Below are 18,603 nucleotides of genomic sequence, written 5' to 3'. Positions count from 1 at the left end.
ACTCGTAGAATCGGGGGATCATGGCCTACCTCGACCACGCCGCCACCACCCCGATGCTGCCGGAGGCCGCCGCGGCGATGACCGCGCAGTTCGGCGTCACGGGCAACGCGTCCTCCCTGCACGCCGCCGGCCGCCGCGCCCGCCGCACCGTCGAGGAGGCCCGCGAGGCCCTCGCCGACGCGCTCGGGGCCCGTCCGAGCGAGGTGGTCTTCACCGCCGGCGGCACGGAGGCCGACAACCTCGCCGTCAAGGGGCTCTACTGGGCCCGCCGCGACGCCGACCCCGCCCGGACCCGCATCCTCGCCAGCCCCGTGGAGCACCACGCCGTCCTCGACGCCGTGCACTGGCTGGCCGAACACGAAGGCGCGCAGGTCGAGTACCTGCCCGTGGACCGCTACGGGCGCGTGCACCCCGAGGCCTTCCGCGAGGCGATCGAGCGCAACCCCGAGGACCTCGCGCTGGCCACCGTCATGTGGGCCAACAACGAGATCGGCACCGTCATGCCGATCGCCGAACTGGCCGCCGTCGCGGGCGAGTCCGGCATCCCGCTGCACTCCGACGCCGTCCAGGCCTTCGGTCAGCTCGACGTCCGCTTCGGCGACAGCGGCCTCGCCGCCATGACCGTGAGCGGCCACAAGGTCGGCGGACCGTACGGGATCGGCGCGCTGCTGCTCGGCCGCGACCAGAGCCCCGTACCCGTCCTGCACGGCGGAGGCCAGGAGCGGCACGTCCGCTCCGGCACCCTCGACGTCCCGGCCATCGCCGCCTTCGCGGTGGCCGCCGTACTCGCCGCCGAGCGGCGCGAACGGTTCGCCACCGAGATCGGCGCCCTGCGCGACCGGCTCGTCGCCGCCGTGCTCCGCGAGGTCCCCGACGCGGTCCTGGGCGGCGACCCGGCCGGCCGGCTCCCCGCCAACGCCCACTTCAGCTTCCCCGGCTGCGAGGGGGACTCCCTGCTGCTCCTGCTCGACGCCCAGGGCATCGAGTGCTCCACCGGCTCCGCCTGCACCGCCGGCGTGGCGCAGCCCAGCCACGTGCTGCTGGCCACCGGCACCGACCCGCGCCTGGCCCGGGGCACCCTGCGCTTCTCCCTCGGCCACACCTCCACCCAGGCCGACGTGGACGCGGTCGCCGCCGCCATCGGCCCGGCCGTGGCCCGCGCGCGCACGGCGGGACTGAGCTAGGCGCCCGCGGCGCCGGCCTCGTTGACCATGCGGAGGTAGCGGCCCCAGTCCCAGTGGCGGCCCGGGTCCGTGTGGTCGGCTCCGGGTACCTCGGAGTGGCCGAGGAAGTGCTTGCGGTCGGCGGGTATCCCGTACCGCCTGCAGACGTCGGCGGCGAGCCGCGCCGAAGCCCCGTACATCGCGTCCGTGAAGTCCTGCGGCCGGTCCACGAAGCCGACGTGCTCGATGCCGACGCTGCGCTCGTTCATCGAGCGGTTGCCCGAGTGGAAGGCGACGTCGAGCTCGCGCACCATCTGCTCGATGTGGCCGTCCTGGCCGACTATGTAGTGCGCCGACGCCCGGTGGAACGGATTCTTGAAGGCGTCCACCGAGGACTTGAACCCGCCCTGCGTGACATGCACCACGATCCGGTCCACCCGGTAGTCCGCGGGCCGGTCCGCCAGCCGCCAGTTCGCCGGAGAGGCCGCAGTCCAGGAAGCCCCCGCGTGGTCCAGCTCGCCGTCCTTCCGCGGTTTGGACACCCCGGGCACCAGCCACCAGGCCCGCCCGAGCTCGTCGCGCCCGGCGACCGCCGCGGCCGCGACCACCCCGAGCCCGCCGAACAGCACCGCCCTGCGGGTCCGTCCGGGCCGCCCCTTGTTGCCCGTACCGCCCTTGTCGCTCTTGCTCCCCATCGGTGATCCACCCCCTGCCACCGAGAACGCGCTGTGACCCCGCGCGGTTCCCCCGTACCCTGGACGGTGCTATGACTGAGAACCTGCCGAGCGTCCCCCGCCCCCTCCGCGTCCTGGCCGCCATGTCCGGCGGTGTGGACTCCGCCGTCGCCGCCGCCCGCGCCGTCGAAGCCGGGCACGACGTGACCGGCGTCCACCTCGCCCTCTCCGCGAACCCGCAGTCCTTCCGGACCGGAGCCCGCGGCTGCTGCACGATCGAGGACTCCCGCGACGCCCGCCGCGCCGCCGACGTCATCGGCATCCCGTTCTACGTCTGGGACCTCGCCGAACGCTTCCGCGAGGACGTCGTCGAGGACTTCATCGCCGAGTACGAGGCCGGGCGCACCCCGAACCCCTGCCTGCGCTGCAACGAGAAGATCAAGTTCGCCGCGCTGCTCGACAAGGCCCTGGCCCTCGGCTTCGACGCCGTCTGCACCGGCCACTACGCCACCGTCGTCCTGAACGAGGACGGCACGCGCGAGCTGCACCGCGCCTCCGACATGGCCAAGGACCAGTCGTACGTCCTCGGCGTCCTCGACGAGAAGCAGCTCGCCCACGCGCTGTTCCCGCTCGGTGACACCCTCACCACCAAGGAAGAGATCCGCGCCGAGGCCGAGGAGCGGGGCCTGGCCGTCGCGAAGAAGCCCGACAGCCACGACATCTGCTTCATCGCCGACGGCGACACCCAGGGCTTCCTGGCGAACCGCCTCGGCAAGGCCGAGGGCGACATCGTCGACGAGGCCACCGGCGAGAAGGTCGGCACCCACGAGGGCGCCTTCGGGTTCACCATCGGCCAGCGCAAGGGCCTGCGGATCGGCCACCCGGCCCCCGACGGCAAGCCGCGCTACGTCCTCGACATCTCCCCGGTGAACAACACCGTCACCGTCGGCCCCGTCGAGGCCCTGGACGTCACCGCCCTCACCGCGATCCGCCCCCGCTGGTGCGGCTCCTCCGCCGCCGCCCCGGGTACGTACACCGCGCAGCTGCGCGCCCACGGCGGCGAGACCGAGGTCTTCGCGGAGCTGGTGGAGGGCGAACTGCGCGTCCGCTTCACCGAGCCCGTCCGCGGCGTGGCCCCCGGCCAGGCGATCGTCCTCTACGACGGCACCCGCGTGGTCGGCTCCGCCACGATCGCCACCACCACGCGGGCCACGGCGTCCGCGTCCGCATAGTCGGGACGCCCGGTCAGACCACCGTCAGGACGATCTTGCCGGTGGTCCGGCCCTGCTCGCCGATCTCGTGGGCCTTCGCGGCCTCCGCCAGCGGCAGCACGGTGTCGATGACCGGGCGGAGCCTCCCCTCCGCCACGAGCGCGGCGATGGCCTTCAGCCCCGCCCGGTCCGGCTCGACGAGGGTCCAGCCGGTGCGGAAGCCCTCGGCGTCGGCCGGCACGTCGTCCGGGCCGTTCAGGGTGATCAGGTGTCCGCCCGGGCGCAGCACCTTCAGGGACCGCGCCCCGTAGTCGCCGCCGATGGCGTCGATCACGACGTCCACGTCCGAGACCACGTCTTCGAAGGCGGTGGTCCGGTAGTCGACCAGCTCGTCGGCACCGAGCGAGCGGAGCACCTCGTGCTTGGCGGCGCTGGCGGTGCCGATCACGTACGCCCCGAGCGCCTTGGCGATCTGGACGGCGAAGTGCCCCACGCCGCCCGCCGCCGCGTGTACCAGGACCCGCTGCCCCGGCCGTACGCCGGCGGTGTCGGTCAGCGCCTGCCAGGCGGTGAGCGCGGCCAGCGGGAGCGCCGCCGCCTGCACGTGGTCGATCGCGGCGGGCTTGCGGACGAAGTGCCGGGCTGTGGCCGTGACGTACTCGGCGTAGCCGCCCGCCTGGACCGGGAAGCGGGGCATGCCGAAGACCTCGTCGCCGGGCTGGAACATCGTCACGCCGGGGCCGACGGCCTCCACCGTGCCGGACACGTCCCAGCCGACAGCTGGGACCGGCCCCCAAGGGATGAGGGCGCCAGAGGCCCGGGTCTTCCAGTCGACGGGGTTCACCCCGGCCGCGTGGACCCGTACCAGGATCTCGCCCATGCCCGGCTCCGGCCGGTCCAGCTCCGTCTCGGTCAGTACCTCGGGTCCGCCCCACTGGCTGACGACGATGGCGCGCATGTGTTTCTCCTCGGGTGTGTCAGGTGTATCGGGTGTGTCCGGTGCTGCTGCCGGACCAGCTTCGGCTGCGGAGCGAAGCCGCGGTGTTGGCCGTTCGGCCACCCTGTGACAGGATCTGGCCATGCACCGGATCGCCGTACTCGCCCTCGAGGGCGTCCCTCCGTTCGAGCTCGGGATGCCCTCCCGGGTGTTCGGCAACGCCGTCGACGACTCCTGGAAGCCGCTCTACGAGGTGACCGTCTGCACCGTCGACGGGCAGCCCGTGACCAGCGACGCGGGCTTCACGGTCGGGGTCTCGGCGGGGCCCGAGGCTCTCGCGGCTGCCGACACGGTGATCATCCCGCCGACCAATGCCATGATGGCGCTGGAGCAGGGCGTACCCCTGCCCCGGCCGCTCGCCGACGCCCTCGCCGCGATCCGCCCCGGCACCCGCCTGGTGTCGATCTGCACCGGCACCTACGTGCTCGCCGCCGCCGGCCTGCTCGACGGCCGGCCCGCCACCACGCACTGGATCAAGGCGCCCGCCTTCCAGCGGGCCTTCCCGCGCGTCAAGGTCGACGAGGACGTGCTCTTCGTCGACGACGGGGACGTCCTGACCTCCGCCGGGGTCGCCGCAGGCGTGGACCTCTGCCTCTACATGATCCGCCAGGACCACGGCACCGCCGTAGCCAACCGCGCCGCGCGGCTGTGCGTGGTCCCGCCGTGGCGCGACGGCGGGCAGGCCCAGTACATCGTCCGGCCCGTCCCCGAACCCACCGTCGCCACCACCACCGCCACCCGGGCCTGGGCCCTGGAACGCCTCACCGAGCCGATCGCCCTGGCGGAGCTGGCCGCCCACGCCCGGATGAGCCTGCGCACCTTCACCCGCCGCTTCCGCGACGAGGTCGGCATGACCCCGGTGCAGTGGCTCACCAGCCAACGCCTGGAAGTCGCGCGCCAGTTGCTGGAGTCCAGCGACCTCCCCGTCGACCTGGTCGCCCACCGCTCCGGCTTCGGTTCCGCGAACTCGCTGCGCCAGCACATGCGTTCCGCACTCGGCGTCTCCCCGATCGCCTACCGGCGCACCTATCAGCCCAACTCCCCTGTACTGGCGCACCATTGATGCTCCGTCAGGACGTCGGCATACTGCGTGGCCCTGCACTCTTCTTCTCAGGGGGAACCACGTGCGCAACCATCACGCCAGGGCGGGAGCCGCGGCCGCGGTCGCGGCGGCCGCCGCCCTCGCGCTCGCGGCGGGGCTGACCACCCCGGCCACCGCGGCAGCGGCGACAAGCCCGTCAGGCACCGCGACCGGCTCCTTGGGCGCCGGGACCGGCTCCTTAGGCACCAGGGCCGGCTCCTCGGACACCGGGACCAGCTCCTTAGGCACCGGGACCAGCTCCTTAGGCACCGGAACCGGCGCGAAATCCGCCGCCCGGCCGGCCCCGACCACCCGCCTCACCCTCGTCACCGGCGACCGCGTCGTCCTCGCCGCCGACGGCAGGCCCGTCTCCCTCGAACGCGCCGAGGGCCGCGCGCACATACCGTTCTCGGTGCGCACCGAGAACGGCCACACCAGCGTCGTACCGTACGACGCCCAGCCGCTGATCCGCGCAGGGAAGCTCGACCCGCGCCTGTTCGACATCACCGAACTGAGCCGCCCCGAAGCGGCCGCCCACGGCCAGGGGACCCACCCCTCCGCCCGGCTCCAGCTGATCGTCGGCTACGAGGGCCCCGCCCCCGCCGCCCGGTCCGCCCTGCGGGTCACCGGCGGACTCGAAGTCACCCGGACCTTCCCCACCCTCGACGCCGAGGCCGTCAGTGCGGCCCCCGGAGCCGCCGCGGCCCTCTGGGAGGCGCTCACCGATGCCCGCCGGGACGCCGGCGGCCGCGCCGCCGCCCCCGGCATCGCCACGGTGTGGCTCGACGGCGTGCGCACCGCCACCCTGGACAAGAGCACCCGCCAGATCGGCGCCGACCGGGCCTGGGCCGCCGGATACGACGGCGCCGGCGTCAAGATCGCCGTCCTCGACACCGGCGTCGACGCCACCCACGCCGACCTCGCGGGCCAGGTCGTCGCCGAACAGAACTTCTCCCGCTCCGGGGACGCCGTGGACCGCGTCGGCCACGGCACGCACGTCGCCTCCATCGCCGCCGGTACGGGCGCCCGCTCGGCCGGCGCCTTCAAGGGCGTCGCGCCCGGCGCGAAACTGCTCAACGGCAAGGTCCTGGACGACCGCGGCTCCGGCAACGACTCCGGGATCATCGCCGGCATGGAATGGGCCGTCGCCCAGGGCGCCGACATCGTCAACCTGAGCCTCGGCGCGACCGACACCCCGCAGCTCGACCCCGTCGAAGCCGCCGTGAACCGGCTCAGCGCCGAGAAGGGCGTGCTGTTCGCCGTCGCCGCCGGCAACAGCGGCCGCCGCGGCCCCGGCACCATCCAGTCCCCGGGCAGCGCGAGCGCCGCGCTCACCGTCGGCGCCGTCGACGACGCGGAGGTCCTCGCCCCCTTCTCCAGTACCGGCCCGCGCCTGGGCGACGGCGGAGTCAAGCCGGACGTCACGGCGCCCGGCGTCGACATCACCGCCGCAGCCGCCCCCGGCAGCGTCATCGACCGCGAGACCGGCCAGGGCCCGGCCGGCTACCTGACCATCTCCGGCACCTCCATGGCCACCCCGCACGTCGCCGGGGCCGCCGCCCTGCTCAAGCAGCAGCACCCGGACTGGAAGGGCGCCGAGCTCAAGGGCGCACTGACCGGCTCCGCCCGGGGCGGCGCGTACACCCCGTACCAGCAGGGCACCGGCCGGATCGCCGCCGACGGCGCGCTGGGCCAGAGCGTGGTCGCCCGGGAGGCGGCCCTGACCTTCGACATGCAGCCCTGGCCGCACGCGGACGACACCCCGCAGACCCGCACGATCACCTACCGCAACCTCGGCGCCGCGCCCGTCACCCTCGACCTCGCCGTCACCGGCCACGGCCCCGGCGGCGCGCCCGCGCCCGAGGGCTTCTTCACCCTCGGCGCCCGGCAGCTCACCGTCCCCGCGGGCGGCACCGCCGAGACCGCGCTGACCGTGGACACCCGCCTCGGCGGAACGGCCGACGGCACCTACAGCGCGTACACCACCGCCACGGCGGCCGGCGGCGGCCAGCAGGTGCGTACGGCCGCCGTCGCCGAACGCGAGGCCGAGTCCTACGATCTGACGCTCCGCCACATCGGGCGCGACGGGCAACCGGCCAAGGACCACTCCACCACCGTCCAGGGCGTCCGGGGCGGCGCGGCGGCCCGCCGCTTCGAGGCCCACGACGCCTCCGGCACCGTCACCCTGCGCGTCCCCAAGGGCGGCTACCTCCTCGACGCCGCCCTCGTCGTCGACCCCCTCGACCTCACCCGGGGAGCCGACTGGATCGTCCAGCCCCAGCTCGACGTCACCGCCGACACCACGGTCATCCTCGACGCGCGCACCACCCGGCCCGTGGAGATCACGGTCCCCTCGAAGTCGGCGCAGGCCCACTTCGTGATGCCCACGTACACGCTCAGCGAGGGCGGGCGCTCGTACGACTTCGGCTTCTGGCTCGACTCGCTCACCGGCTTCCGCACCCGTCAGCTCGGCCCGGAGCCCACGGCCGCAACCCTGCGCCAGCAGTGGGACGTGCACTGGCAGGACGGCGCCTCGGCGGAGTACCACGCGGCGCTGGGAGGCCCCGTACGGAACCTCGCCACCGGCTACACCCGCCACCTCAAGCCCCGCGACCTGGCGGCCCTCGTGGTCGGCCAGGGCGCCTCCGCCCCGGGCAAGGAGGGCTCGGTCGTCGCGATGGGCACCCTCCCGGGCAGCCGCTCCGGGAGCTCGATGTCCTTCCGGCGGCCACTGCCGACCACGGCCACGCTCCACGTGTCCACCTTCGACAGGGTGACGTGGGACCTCCTCTTCACCCAAAGCTCCGGCCGCGACGACAACGGCTTCCCGCGCGAGGAGACGGCCTACGAGGCGGAGCCCGGGCGCACCTTCACCGGCGGCCGCACCTACCGGGAGCGGTTCAACACGGCGGTCTTCGCCCCCCGCACCGACGCCGAACACGGGGTGCTGCGCGACGGCAACGCGATCAGCGGCTCCGTACCGCTCCTGGCCGACGGAGCGAACCACACGGGCGGCTTCCACGACGCCACCGGCAGCACCGTCCTGCGCCGCGACGGCGTCGAAGCGGGCCGCAGCGACGCCCCGCTGGACGCGAGCGCCCCCTTCCCCGTCCCACCGGGCGAGGCCGCCTACGAGCTCACCACGACCACCCGGCTGAGCCCGGAGCTCTCCGCCACCTCCTCCGAGACCACGGCCACCTGGTGGTTCCGCTCGAAGGAGACGGCCGCACCGACCCCGCTCCCGGTCTCGGTGGTCCGCTTCGACGCCCGCCCGGCCCTGGACGGCACCCTGCCCGCGGGCCGCACGGCGAACTTCCCGGTCACCGTCCAGGGCCCGGCGGCCACCGCCCGCACCTCCCTCCGGGCCGAAGCCTCCTACGACGAAGGCCGCACCTGGCACCCGCTCCACATCCACCACGGCCGGGTCGACGTCCGCACCCCCGCGAAGGGCGGCACGGTCTCCCTGCGCGGCACGGTCACGGACCGCGCGGGCAACACCGCGCAGATGACGGTCCTGCGCGCCTACCTGGCGGGCTGACCCCGCGCCGGTCCGCCCGCCGGTCCGTCCGCCCGCCGATGACCCCGGAGGTAATCGCCTCCGGGGCCACCGGCGGGCAGGATCGGAGCAACAAGCCGATCCCGCACGGAAGAAGAGGCCCGAGATGACCGCCTACGCCATCGGCCACATACGCCCCGAGACCATGAACGAGGACATCCTCCGCTACATCGAGGAGATCCAGTCCACCATGGACCCCTTCGAGGGCCGCTTCCTCGTCCACGGCCGCCAGGTGGAGGTCATGGAGGGCGCCTGGCCCGGCACGATCGTCATGATCGCCTTCCCCGACCTGGAAACGGCCCGAGCCTGGTACACCTCCGCCCCCTACCAGGCCCTCATCCCCCTCCGCGCCAACCACATCGCGGGCGACATCATCCTGGTCGACGGCGTCCCCACGACCTACGACGCCTCGAAGACCGCGGCCGCACTCCGCGAAGCCGCGGGGCTGTAGCGGATCCACCCCTGCCGCCCTTCGAGGCGGGCGGGGCCGCGGGGGCGGGCCGGGGTGCGAGCATGGCGGCATGGCTACTCATCTGATCACCGGCGCCGGCTCCGGCATCGGTGCCGCCGTCGCGGCGCGGCTGCACGCCCGTGGCGACGACCTCGTCCTGCTCGCCCGCGACGCCGCCCGCGCCCGGCAGCTCACCGACCGGTACCCCGGTTCCAGCGCGCTCGTCGGGGACCTCGCCGACCCCGACCGGCTGTCGTGGGCCTTCTCCAAGCAGGCGATCCCGGAGCGGATCGACTCGCTCCTGCACATCGCCGGCATCGTGGACCTCGGCCCGGTGGGGGAGCTGCGCCCCAAGACCTGGCACCAGCAGCTCAACGTCAACCTGATCGCCCCCGCCGAGGTCACCCGGCTCCTGCTGCCCACCCTGCGCGCCTCCCACTCCACCATCGTCTTCGTGAACTCCGGCGCCGGGCTCGCCGCCCACGCCGACTGGAGCGCGTACGCCGCCTCCAAGCACGGGCTCAAGGCCCTGGCCGACTCGCTCCGGGCCGAGGAGAAGGAGAACGGCATCCGCGTCACCTCCGTCTACCCCGGCCGCACCGCCACCCCCATGCAGATGAAGGTCCGCTCCCAGGAGGGCGAGTCCTACGACGCCGCCGACTGGATCGACGCCGAGTCCGTCGCGACCACCATCGTGATGGCCGTCGACCTGCCCCGCGACGCCGTGGTCAGCGACCTCACCGTCAGGCCCGGCCGATGAGCGCGAGCCGCACCGGCGGAGCCACCGGGGTCGGCTCGCTCCCCGGCGGCGACGCCCGCGAGGCCGCCAAGACCGTCACCGGCTCCTTCGAGGAGTTCCCGTACCTCGCCGAGCTGCCCGCCCGCGGCCCCGGCTCGGACATGATCGGCCGTTCCCTCGGGCTGCTCGTGGACATGTACGCGCACGTCGAGCCCAGCGGCTGGCGCATCAGCGACCGCCCCGGCCGCGACAGCAAGCGGGCCCGCTCCTGGCTCGGCGAAGACCTGGACGCCCTGGAGGAGTTCACCCAGGGGTACGAGGGCCGGCTCAAGGTCCAGGCCGTCGGGCCGTGGACGCTGGCCGCCTCCCTGGAGCTGCACGGCGGCGAGTCCGTGCTCCAGGACCCGGGGGCCTGCCGGGACCTGGCCGGGTCCCTCGCGGAGGGTGTGCGCGAGCACCTGGCCGACGTGCGCAAGCGGATCCCCGGCGCCGAGATCGTCCTCCAGTACGACGAGCCCTCGCTCACCGCGGTCCTGCTCGGCCGGGTGCGCTCCGCCAGCGGCTACCGCACCTACCGCGCCGTCGACCGGCAGGTCGTCGAGGGGACCCTGCGCGAGCTGTTCGCCGTCCACGACGGGGAGGTCATCGTCCACTCCTGCGCCCCCGAGGTGCCCTTCGCCCTGCTGCGGCGCGCCGGGGTCTCGGGCGTGTCGTTCGATTTCTCCTTGCTCACCGAGCGCGAGGATGACGCCATCGGGGAAGCCGTCGAAGCCGGTACGAAACTCTTCGCCGGAGTGGTGCCCGGGACCGACGGCCCGTTGTCGGACCCGGGCGGTAGCGTCATGGGTGTCAGGAAGCTCTGGCGCAGGCTGGGGCTGACCCCGGGGACTCTGGCGGAGTCCGTCGTGGTCACCCCGGCGTGCGGTCTGGCGGGCGCTTCGCCCGCCTACGCACGGGCGGTTCAGGCGCACTGCGTCAGGGCGGCGAGGTCGCTCGCCGACAACCCTGAGTGATGGATCGAGACGGGTCACGGGAGGACACGGCATGGCAGCCGAACAGAAGCAGGGCAGCGAATCGGCCGTACCGGCGGAACTGCGCGAGCAGCACGCGCTGATCGCCGAGCAGGTCGAGGAGCACCGCTTCCGGTACTACGTGAACGACCAGCCGGTCGTCAGCGACGCCGAGTTCGACAAGCTGCTGCGCTCGCTGGAAGCACTGGAGGAGCAGTACCCGGAGCTGCGCACGCCCGATTCGCCCACCCAGAAGGTGGCCGGGGCGTACGAGACGGACTTCGCCTCCGTCGAGCACCGCGAGCGCATGCTCTCCCTCGACAACGCCTTCGACGACGAGGAACTGGCGGCCTGGGCCGAGCGCGTGGCCCGGGACGCCAACACCTCCGACTACCACTACCTCTGCGAGCTGAAGGTGGACGGCCTCGCCGTCAACCTCACCTACGAGAACGGCCGCCTGACCCGCGCCGCCACCCGCGGCGACGGCCGCACGGGCGAGGACATCACGCCCAACGTCCGCACCATCGCCGACATCCCCGACCGGCTCAAGGGCGACCGGATCCCCGCCCTGGTCGAGATCCGCGGCGAGGTCTACTTCCCGATGGAGAAGTTCGAGGAGCTCAACGCCCGGCTCGTCGAAGCCGAGGGCAAGCCCTTCGCCAACCCGCGCAACGCGGCGGCCGGTTCGCTGCGCCAGAAGGACCCGAAGGTCACCGCGAGCCGCCCGCTGCACATGGTCGTCCACGGCATCGGCGCCCGCGAGGGCTTCGAGATCGAGAACCAGTCGCAGGCCTACGAGCTGCTCCACGAGTGGGGCCTGCCCACCGCCCAGCACAACAAGGTGGTCTCCACGCTCGCCGAGGTCCGGGAGTTCATCGCGTACTTCGGCGAGAACCGCCACTCGGTGGAGCACGAGATCGACGGCGTCGTCGTCAAGCTCGACGAGATCGCCCTCCAGGGCCGGCTCGGCTCCACCGCGCGCGCCCCGCGCTGGGCCATCGCCTGGAAGTACGCCCCCGAGGAGGTCAACTCCAAGCTGATCGACATCAAGGTCGGTGTGGGCCGCACCGGGCGCGTGACCCCGTACGCGCAGGTGGAGCCGGTGACGGTGGCGGGCTCCGAGGTGGAGTTCGCGACCCTGCACAACCAGGAGGTCGTCAAGGCCAAGGGCGTGCTCATCGGGGACACCGTCGTGCTGCGCAAGGCCGGCGACGTCATCCCCGAGATCCTCGGGCCGGTGGTCGACCTGCGCGACGGCAGCGAGCGGGAGTTCGTCATGCCCGCCGAGTGCCCCGAGTGCGGGACGCCGCTGCGGCCGATGAAGGAGGGCGACATCGACCTGCGCTGCCCCAACGGGCAGACCTGTCCCGCCCAGTTGCGCGAGCGGCTCTTCTACCTCGGCGGCCGCCAGTGCCTGGACATCGAGAACTTCGGCGCGGTCGCCGCGGCCGCCCTCACCCACCCGCTGGAGCCGGCCGAGCCGCCGCTGCGGGACGAGGGCGACCTCTTCGACCTCACCATCGAGCAGCTCCTGCCCATCAAGGCGTACGTGCTCGACCCGGACAGCGGGCTGCCCAAGCGGGACCCGAAGACGGGCGAGGAGAAGATCGTCACGGTCTTCGCGAACCAGAAGGGCGAGCCGAAGAAGAACGCCCTGTCGATGCTGGAGAACATCGCGGCCGCCAAGGACCGCCCCCTGGCCCGCATCATCAACGGCCTGTCGATCCGCCACGTCGGCCCGGTCGCCGCGGAGGCGCTGGCCCGGGAGTTCCGCTCCATCGAGCGGATCGAGCAGGCGACGGAAGAGGAACTGGCCGCCACCGACGGGGTCGGCGCGATCATCGCGGCCTCCCTCAAGGAATGGTTCGCCGTCGACTGGCACCAGGAGATCCTGCGCAAGTGGCGGGCGGCCGGGGTCCGGATGGAGGAGGAAGGTTCCGGCGAGGACGAGGGGCCGCGCCCGCTGGAGGGGCTGACCGTCGTCGTCACCGGCACTTTGCAGAGCCACACGCGGGACGGCGCGAAGGAGGCCCTCCAGAGCCGCGGCGCCAAGGTGACCGGGTCCGTCTCGAAGAAGACCTCCTTCGTCGTGGTCGGCGACAACCCCGGCTCCAAGTACGACAAGGCAGTGCAGTTGAAGCTCTCCATCCTCGACGACGCCGGATTCGCCGTCCTGCTGGAGGAGGGCCCGGACGCGGCGCGCGAGGCCGCCCTTCCGGTGGACGGCGACGCCGAAGCGGAGTAGCGAAGGCGAACGGATGCGTGGCGTGCGGCCGTACGAGCGGGCGCGCGCCGGGCGCGGCCGGCGGTGGCACCCGGCGCCGCACGGCCGGTACCGGGCCCATGCGAGGCCGGTACAAGGCTGGTGGCGGGCCCCTGGCCTGTCGGATCATCGGACGGGCGGCCGGGGGGTCCTGGTCCAAACTCACCCGTTCGGCGGATACCGTACTGATGAGGATGGCTGGGTCGTATTCGGGCAACCGCCGCCGACCGCTGCCCCTGGGCGCCTCCCGCGTCCTACTGTTGAGGGGTGCGCCTGTCGTGCACGGCTGCTTGACGCGCTTCCAGCCGTGATGGCATGACATCGGGGCCATCGCGTGGCATCGGCATCGCCGGCTGTGAGAGGGACGGGCATGAAACCCACCGAAAGCGCCGACCCGTCACCAGATTTCGGCGGGGAGTTCCCGTCCATGCGGACGGGCCGGCTCGGTGTCCTGGGTACCAGGGCACCGCAATCGCGAGCGCTCGACACCGGAGTGGGCACGGGCCCGGCGGGCCGGCACGCCGCGCTGCCCTTCGCCATCGTGGGCCTCGCCGCCGTCGTGCTCGGCATCGGCGTCATCACGGCGCTGACCAGCCGTCACGCCCTGTTCCCCGGCGGCCCGGTCGGCTGGGCGCTGGCCCTGCTCACCGGCATCATCGTCGGCCACCTCGTCGCCCTCGGCCGCGACCGCTGGTGGGGCGGCACCGGCTCCGGCGCGGCCCTCACCCTCGGCGTCCTCATCCTCTACGGATGGGTCCCCGCCGGCCTGGTCTCCCTCGCCGTGGTCTCCCTCGTCGGCGCCGCCCGCAGGCACCGCTGGCGCCAGGGCCTGCTGCACGGAGCCACCGACATCCTCGGCATCGGCGCGGGAGCCCTCGTCCTCGCCGCGTTCGGGGAGTCGCCCAGCGTCGAACACCCCTGGCGGCCCACCGGCTGGGAGCTCGACGCGGTCCCCGAGGTCATCCTCGTCGCCCTCGCCTACCTGCTCGTCACCCGGCTCCTGCTGTGGCTCGCCCTCGCCCCGAGCGGCGGGGGACTGCCCACGGTCGCCCGTACCGCGCTGCTGCGCCAGGCCCTGGTCGCCGTCGCACTCCTCGGCATCGCCCCGCTGATCTGCGTGGTCGCCGAATCGCAGCCGGTGCTGCTCCCGCTGTTCGCCGTACCGCTGATCGCCCTGGACTCCACCCTGTGGATCGCCCGGGCCCGCGCCGAGGAGCAGCTGCGGGACCCGCTCACCGGGCTGCCGAACCGGCAGTGGCTGCTGGAGCGCGCCTGGAGCGCGCTCGACCAGGCCGAACGGTCGGGCACCCGCGCGGCGCTGGTCCTGATCGACCTGGACCGCTTCCGCGCGGTCAACGACACCCTCGGCCACCTCGCCGGCGACCGGCTGCTCCTGCAGATAGCGGACCGGCTGCGCCAGGCCCTGCCCCCGGACGCCGAGGCGGCCCGCCTCGGCGGCGACGAGTTCGCCGTCCTCCTCCCGCTCACCGACTCGACCACCAGCGCCCAGCGGGTCGCCCGCAACCTGGTCGCCGAACTGAGCTCCCCCCTCGACCTGGACGGTCTGACCCTGGTCCTGGAGGCCAGCGCCGGCCTCGCCGTCTTCCCCGACCACGCACTGGACGCGGAGGGACTGCTGCGCCGCGCCGACGTCGCCATGTACCAGGCGAAGCGCGACCGGACCGGAGTCGAGGTCTACGAGTCCAAGCGCGACAGCAACACCCCCGACCGGCTCGGCCTGCTGGGCGACCTGCGCAGGGCGCTGGACGCGGGCGAGGTGGAACTGCACTACCAGCCGAAGGTCCGCTTCGACGGCAAGGTCGCCGGGCTGGAAGCACTGGTGCGCTGGGTGCACCCGGAACGCGGGCGGGTCTCGCCGGACGAGTTCATCGCGATCGCGGAGACCTCCGGGCTGATGCCGCACCTGACGGAGTACGTACTGGAGACCGCGCTCGCGCAGGTCGCCCGGTGGCGGGCCCAGGGCCTCAAGGTCCCGGTCGCCGTCAACGTGTCGCCGCGCGACGTCCACACCCCCGGCTTCGCGGGCGCCGTGGCCGCGCGCCTCGCCCGGCACGGGGTCCCGGCGAGCGGACTCCAGCTGGAGATAACGGAACACGTCCTGCTGGAGGACCCGCAGCGGGCCGCCGACACCATGGCCGGGCTCACCGGCCACGGCGTCAAGATGTCCCTGGACGACTTCGGCACGGGCTACTCCTCCCTCGTCCACCTGCGGCGGCTGCCGGTCAGCGAACTGAAGATCGACCGGTCGTTCGTGGCGCGGCTCGCGGTGGACGCCCAGGACGCGGAGATCGTCCGCTGCACGGTGGACCTCGCCCACTCGCTGGGCCTGCTGGTCGTCGCGGAGGGCGTCGAGGACGACGAGACGTGGGAGCGGCTCCGGGACCTGGGCTGCGACGCCGTCCAGGGCTGGCTGGTCGCCGCCGCGATGCCTCCGCAGGAGGCGACGGCCTGGCTGCTGGCCCGCGGCGAGCGCGGCTGGCGGCGGCCGGCGGACATCACGGCGGAACTGGCGGCGGAGACCGCCGCGGCGGCCGCGGCCCAGACGCCGTGACGTACGTGGAGGCACCGGCCCGGTACCGTCCCGAGCCGGGCGATCCGCCGTCCGTCTTCCTGGCGGGCGGGATCACGCACTGCCCGTCCTGGCAGCCGGAGGCGGCGGCCGCGCTGGCGCGGTTCGTGGTCCTCAACCCGTGCCGGGCGGACTTCGACGTGTCCGACCCCGCGCAGACGGACGTCCAGATCGCCTGGGAGTACGCGCACCTGCTGCGCGCGGACCTCACGCTGTTCTGGTTCCCCGCATGCGACGCGTCCCTCACGGTCCAGCCGATCACCCTCTACGAACTCGGCGCGGCCGCGGCCACCCCGGGGCGCCGCCTGGTCGTCGGCGCCGACCCCGGCTACCCGCGGCGCGCGGACGTCGTCACGCAGCTGGGCCTGTCCCGGCCGGACCTCACGGTTCACGGGACCCTGCCCGAAACGGTGGCTGCCGCCCGCGCCCTGCTGACCACCCCGGCCTGACGGCTGCCCTGCGGGGCGAGGTCCCCTACCCACCCTTCCACCGTTCCCCGGGCTACGCCCGGACCCGCTACGTGCGGCGCCGCTCCCGGGGTCCGGGGCGGAGCCCCAGGGGGTCCGGGCGCAGCCCGGGGAACGGGCGAAGGGTGGGTAGGGGAACTCTGCCCCGCGCAGCGGCACTCTCGCAGCCGGGGACGGGCTCCGCGCAAGCCGCCGCAGGCGGCCCCGCCACACGGCGGAATCGCCCCGCACGGGGGCTTCGTACCGCCCCGGCGGGAAACCGGGGCGCCGGGCGGGGGCGGGGCCCCATAGGATTGGGGCCGAAACCTACACACTCGAACCCCCAGAGGATCGCTGCATGCCTGGCATCACGCGCGAGGAGGTCGCCCACCTCGCTCGGCTGGCACGTCTGGAGCTGAAGAGCGAAGAGCTCGACCACTTCGCTGGACAGCTCGACGACATCATCGGCGCGGTCGCCCGCGTTTCCGAGGTCGCCGACCAAGACGTCCCGCCGACCTCCCACCCGCTGCCGCTGACGAACGTCATGCGCGCGGACGAGGTCCGTCCGTCGCTCACCCCCGAGCAGGCGCTTTCCGGCGCTCCCGCCCAGGAGCAGCAGCGTTTCAAGGTGCCGCAGATCCTGGGGGAGGACTAATCACCATGGCTGACATCAACATCATCAAGCTCACGGCCGCCCAGACCGCCGAGAAGATCGCCTCCGGCGAGCTCACGGCCGTCGAGGTCACCGAGGCCCACCTGGCCCGTATCGGGGCGACCGACGAGAAGGTCAACGCCTTCCTGCACGTCGACCGCGAGGGCGCGCTCGCCCAGGCGGCCGCCGTCGACGCCAAGCGCGAGCGCGGCGAGAAGCTCGGCCCGCTGGCCGGCGTACCGCTCGCCCTCAAGGACATCTTCACCACCGTCGGGATCCCGACCACCGTGGGTTCGAAGATCCTCGAAGGCTGGATCCCGCCGTACGACGCCACCCTGACGCGCAAGCTGAAGGAAGCCGACGTCGTCATCCTCGGCAAGACCAACATGGACGAGTTCGCCATGGGGTCCTCCACCGAGAACAGCGCCTACGGACCCACCGGCAACCCCTGGGACCTCTCCCGCGTCCCCGGCGGCTCCGGCGGCGGCTCCGCGGCCGCGCTGGCCGCCTTCCAGGCGCCGCTGGCCATCGGCACGGACACCGGCGGCTCCATCCGCCAGCCCGCCGCCCTCACCGGCACCGTCGGCGTGAAGCCCACCTACGGCGGCGTCTCCCGCTACGGCATGGTGGCCTTCTCCTCCTCCCTCGACCAGGGCGGCCCCTGCGCCCGTACGGTCCTGGACGCGGCCCTCCTCCACGAGGTCATCGCCGGTCACGACCCGATGGACTCCACCTCCATCGACGCCCCGGTCCCGCCGGTCGTCGAGGCGGCCCGCAACGGCTCCGTCGCCGGCATGCGTGTCGGTGTCGTCAAGCAGTTCGCCGGCGAGGGCTACCAGGCCGGCGTCGTCCAGCGCTTCAACGAGTCCGTCGCCCTCCTCAAGGAGCTCGGCGCCGAGATCGTGGAGCTGGACTGCCCGTCCTTCGACCTCGCGATGGCCGCGTACTACCTCATCGCGCCGTCCGAGTGCTCCTCGAACCTGGCCCGCTTCGACGCCATGCGCTACGGCCTGCGCGTCGGCGACGACGGCACCAAGTCCGCCGAGGACGTCACCGCCCTGACCCGCGAAGCCGGTTTCGGCGACGAGGTCAAGCGCCGCATCATCCTCGGTACGTACGCGCTCAGCTCCGGCTACTACGACGCGTACTACGGCTCCGCCCAGAAGGTCCGCACGCTCATCACGCGGGACTTCGAGAAGGCCTTCGAGCAGGTCGACGTGATCGTCTCCCCGACCACGCCCACCACCGCCTTCGCGATCGGCGAGCGCACCGACGACCCGCTGGCCATGTACCTCGCGGACCTGTGCACCATCCCGACCAACCTGGCCGGCAACTCCGCCATGTCGCTGCCCTGCGGCCTGGCCCCGGAGGACGGTCTGCCGGTCGGGCTCCAGATCATCGCCCCGGCGATGAAGGACGACCGCCTGTACAAGGTGGGTGCCGCAGTCGAGGCCGCCTTCGTCGAGCGCTGGGGCCACCCGCTGCTTGAGGAGGCTCCGTCGCTGTGAGTTCGAGTACGAGTGCGCTGTCCAAGGCCAAGGGCTTCAAGAAGTCCAAGTCCGGTACGTACCTGTCGATCGGCACCACCGCGTTCGGTGCCTTCAGCGTGGTCAAGCAGGCCAAGAAGGCCCGCACCGAGCACGACACGCTGAAGCTGATCGACGCCGTCGTGTCCGCCGCCGCCATCGTCACCGGCCTCGCGATCCTGTACCGCGAACTGAAGCGTCTCGGCGACGACGACGTCCTGCTGGGCTGAGAGGGAAATTTCCA

At 73.2% G+C, this 18,603-nt stretch carries 15 protein-coding genes; 13 read left to right on the top strand and 2 right to left on the bottom strand.

What is annotated here, in order from left to right; translation table 11 throughout:
* Positions 1-20: 20 nt before the first annotated feature.
* Positions 21-1,184 (top strand): cysteine desulfurase family protein, encoded by a 1,164-nt coding sequence (locus AC3IX6_RS10405; protein ID WP_489369892.1) that lies wholly within the window; start codon positions 21-23, stop codon positions 1,182-1,184.
* On the opposite strand, the gene AC3IX6_RS10400 is transcribed toward AC3IX6_RS10405, so the two are convergent.
* Positions 1,181-1,858 (bottom strand): N-acetylmuramoyl-L-alanine amidase, encoded by a 678-nt coding sequence (locus AC3IX6_RS10400; RefSeq protein ID WP_489369891.1) that lies wholly within the window; start codon positions 1,856-1,858, stop codon positions 1,181-1,183. The two genes, AC3IX6_RS10405 and AC3IX6_RS10400, sit on opposite strands and share 4 nt — an antisense overlap.
* A gap of 71 nt (positions 1,859-1,929) precedes the next feature.
* On the opposite strand from AC3IX6_RS10400, the gene mnmA reads away from it, so the two are divergent.
* Positions 1,930-3,069: a tRNA 2-thiouridine(34) synthase MnmA gene (gene mnmA / locus AC3IX6_RS10395; protein WP_489369890.1), complete on the top strand. Its 1,140-nt coding sequence runs from the start codon at positions 1,930-1,932 to the stop codon at positions 3,067-3,069.
* A 13-nt stretch (positions 3,070-3,082) separates the two neighbouring features.
* On the opposite strand, the gene AC3IX6_RS10390 is transcribed toward mnmA, so the two are convergent.
* Positions 3,083-4,006, bottom strand: a complete 924-nt coding sequence (locus AC3IX6_RS10390; RefSeq protein ID WP_489369889.1) for an NADP-dependent oxidoreductase — start codon at positions 4,004-4,006, stop codon at positions 3,083-3,085.
* Positions 4,007-4,127: 121 nt separating this feature from the next.
* Between AC3IX6_RS10390 and AC3IX6_RS10385 the strand changes: the two genes are divergently transcribed.
* The 11 genes from AC3IX6_RS10385 to AC3IX6_RS10335 all read left to right on the top strand — a co-directional run bounded on the left by AC3IX6_RS10385 (position 4,128) and on the right by AC3IX6_RS10335 (position 18,589).
* Positions 4,128-5,108 carry a GlxA family transcriptional regulator gene (locus AC3IX6_RS10385; protein WP_489369888.1) on the top strand — a complete coding sequence of 327 codons (981 nt, stop codon included), beginning with the start codon at positions 4,128-4,130 and terminating at the stop codon, positions 5,106-5,108.
* A gap of 61 nt (positions 5,109-5,169) precedes the next feature.
* Positions 5,170-8,664 (top strand): S8 family peptidase, encoded by a 3,495-nt coding sequence (locus AC3IX6_RS10380; protein WP_489369887.1) that lies wholly within the window; start codon positions 5,170-5,172, stop codon positions 8,662-8,664.
* A gap of 124 nt (positions 8,665-8,788) precedes the next feature.
* On the top strand, positions 8,789-9,133 hold the full coding sequence (locus AC3IX6_RS10375; protein ID WP_489369886.1) for a DUF1330 domain-containing protein: 345 nt from the start codon (positions 8,789-8,791) through the stop codon (positions 9,131-9,133).
* A 70-nt stretch (positions 9,134-9,203) separates the two neighbouring features.
* Positions 9,204-9,893, top strand: coding sequence for an SDR family oxidoreductase (locus AC3IX6_RS10370; protein ID WP_489369885.1), 690 nt, complete (start codon positions 9,204-9,206; stop codon positions 9,891-9,893).
* Entirely contained in the window at positions 9,890-10,885 is a 996-nt protein-coding gene (locus AC3IX6_RS10365; protein ID WP_489369884.1) for a methionine synthase, read from the top strand. The genes AC3IX6_RS10370 and AC3IX6_RS10365 overlap by 4 nt, the downstream gene beginning before the upstream one ends.
* A gap of 31 nt (positions 10,886-10,916) precedes the next feature.
* Entirely contained in the window at positions 10,917-13,127 is a 2,211-nt protein-coding gene (ligA, locus tag AC3IX6_RS10360) for an NAD-dependent DNA ligase LigA (RefSeq protein WP_489369883.1), read from the top strand.
* A 388-nt stretch (positions 13,128-13,515) separates the two neighbouring features.
* The gene (locus AC3IX6_RS10355) at positions 13,516-15,717 is read left to right on the top strand and encodes a putative bifunctional diguanylate cyclase/phosphodiesterase (protein ID WP_489369882.1); all 2,202 of its coding nucleotides are present in this window, start codon (positions 13,516-13,518) and stop codon (positions 15,715-15,717) included.
* Complete coding sequence (locus AC3IX6_RS10350) at positions 15,714-16,184, top strand: nucleoside 2-deoxyribosyltransferase domain-containing protein (RefSeq protein ID WP_489369881.1); 471 nt, start codon at positions 15,714-15,716, stop codon at positions 16,182-16,184. The genes AC3IX6_RS10355 and AC3IX6_RS10350 overlap by 4 nt, the downstream gene beginning before the upstream one ends.
* 355 nt (positions 16,185-16,539) lie before the next feature.
* Positions 16,540-16,836: an Asp-tRNA(Asn)/Glu-tRNA(Gln) amidotransferase subunit GatC gene (gatC, locus tag AC3IX6_RS10345; protein ID WP_007266718.1), complete on the top strand. Its 297-nt coding sequence runs from the start codon at positions 16,540-16,542 to the stop codon at positions 16,834-16,836.
* Positions 16,837-16,841: 5 nt separating this feature from the next.
* On the top strand, positions 16,842-18,341 hold the full coding sequence (gene gatA, locus AC3IX6_RS10340) for an Asp-tRNA(Asn)/Glu-tRNA(Gln) amidotransferase subunit GatA (RefSeq protein WP_489369880.1): 1,500 nt from the start codon (positions 16,842-16,844) through the stop codon (positions 18,339-18,341).
* Positions 18,338-18,589, top strand: a complete 252-nt coding sequence (locus AC3IX6_RS10335) for a hypothetical protein (RefSeq protein ID WP_243336352.1) — start codon at positions 18,338-18,340, stop codon at positions 18,587-18,589. The genes gatA and AC3IX6_RS10335 overlap by 4 nt, the downstream gene beginning before the upstream one ends.
* Positions 18,590-18,603: the final 14 nt, after the last annotated feature.

It is taken from the genome of Streptomyces sp. GL_141, from assembly GCF_057834385.1.
Note: the sequence above shows the minus strand (reverse complement) of the source record. Positions and strands in the feature narration are given on the sequence as shown.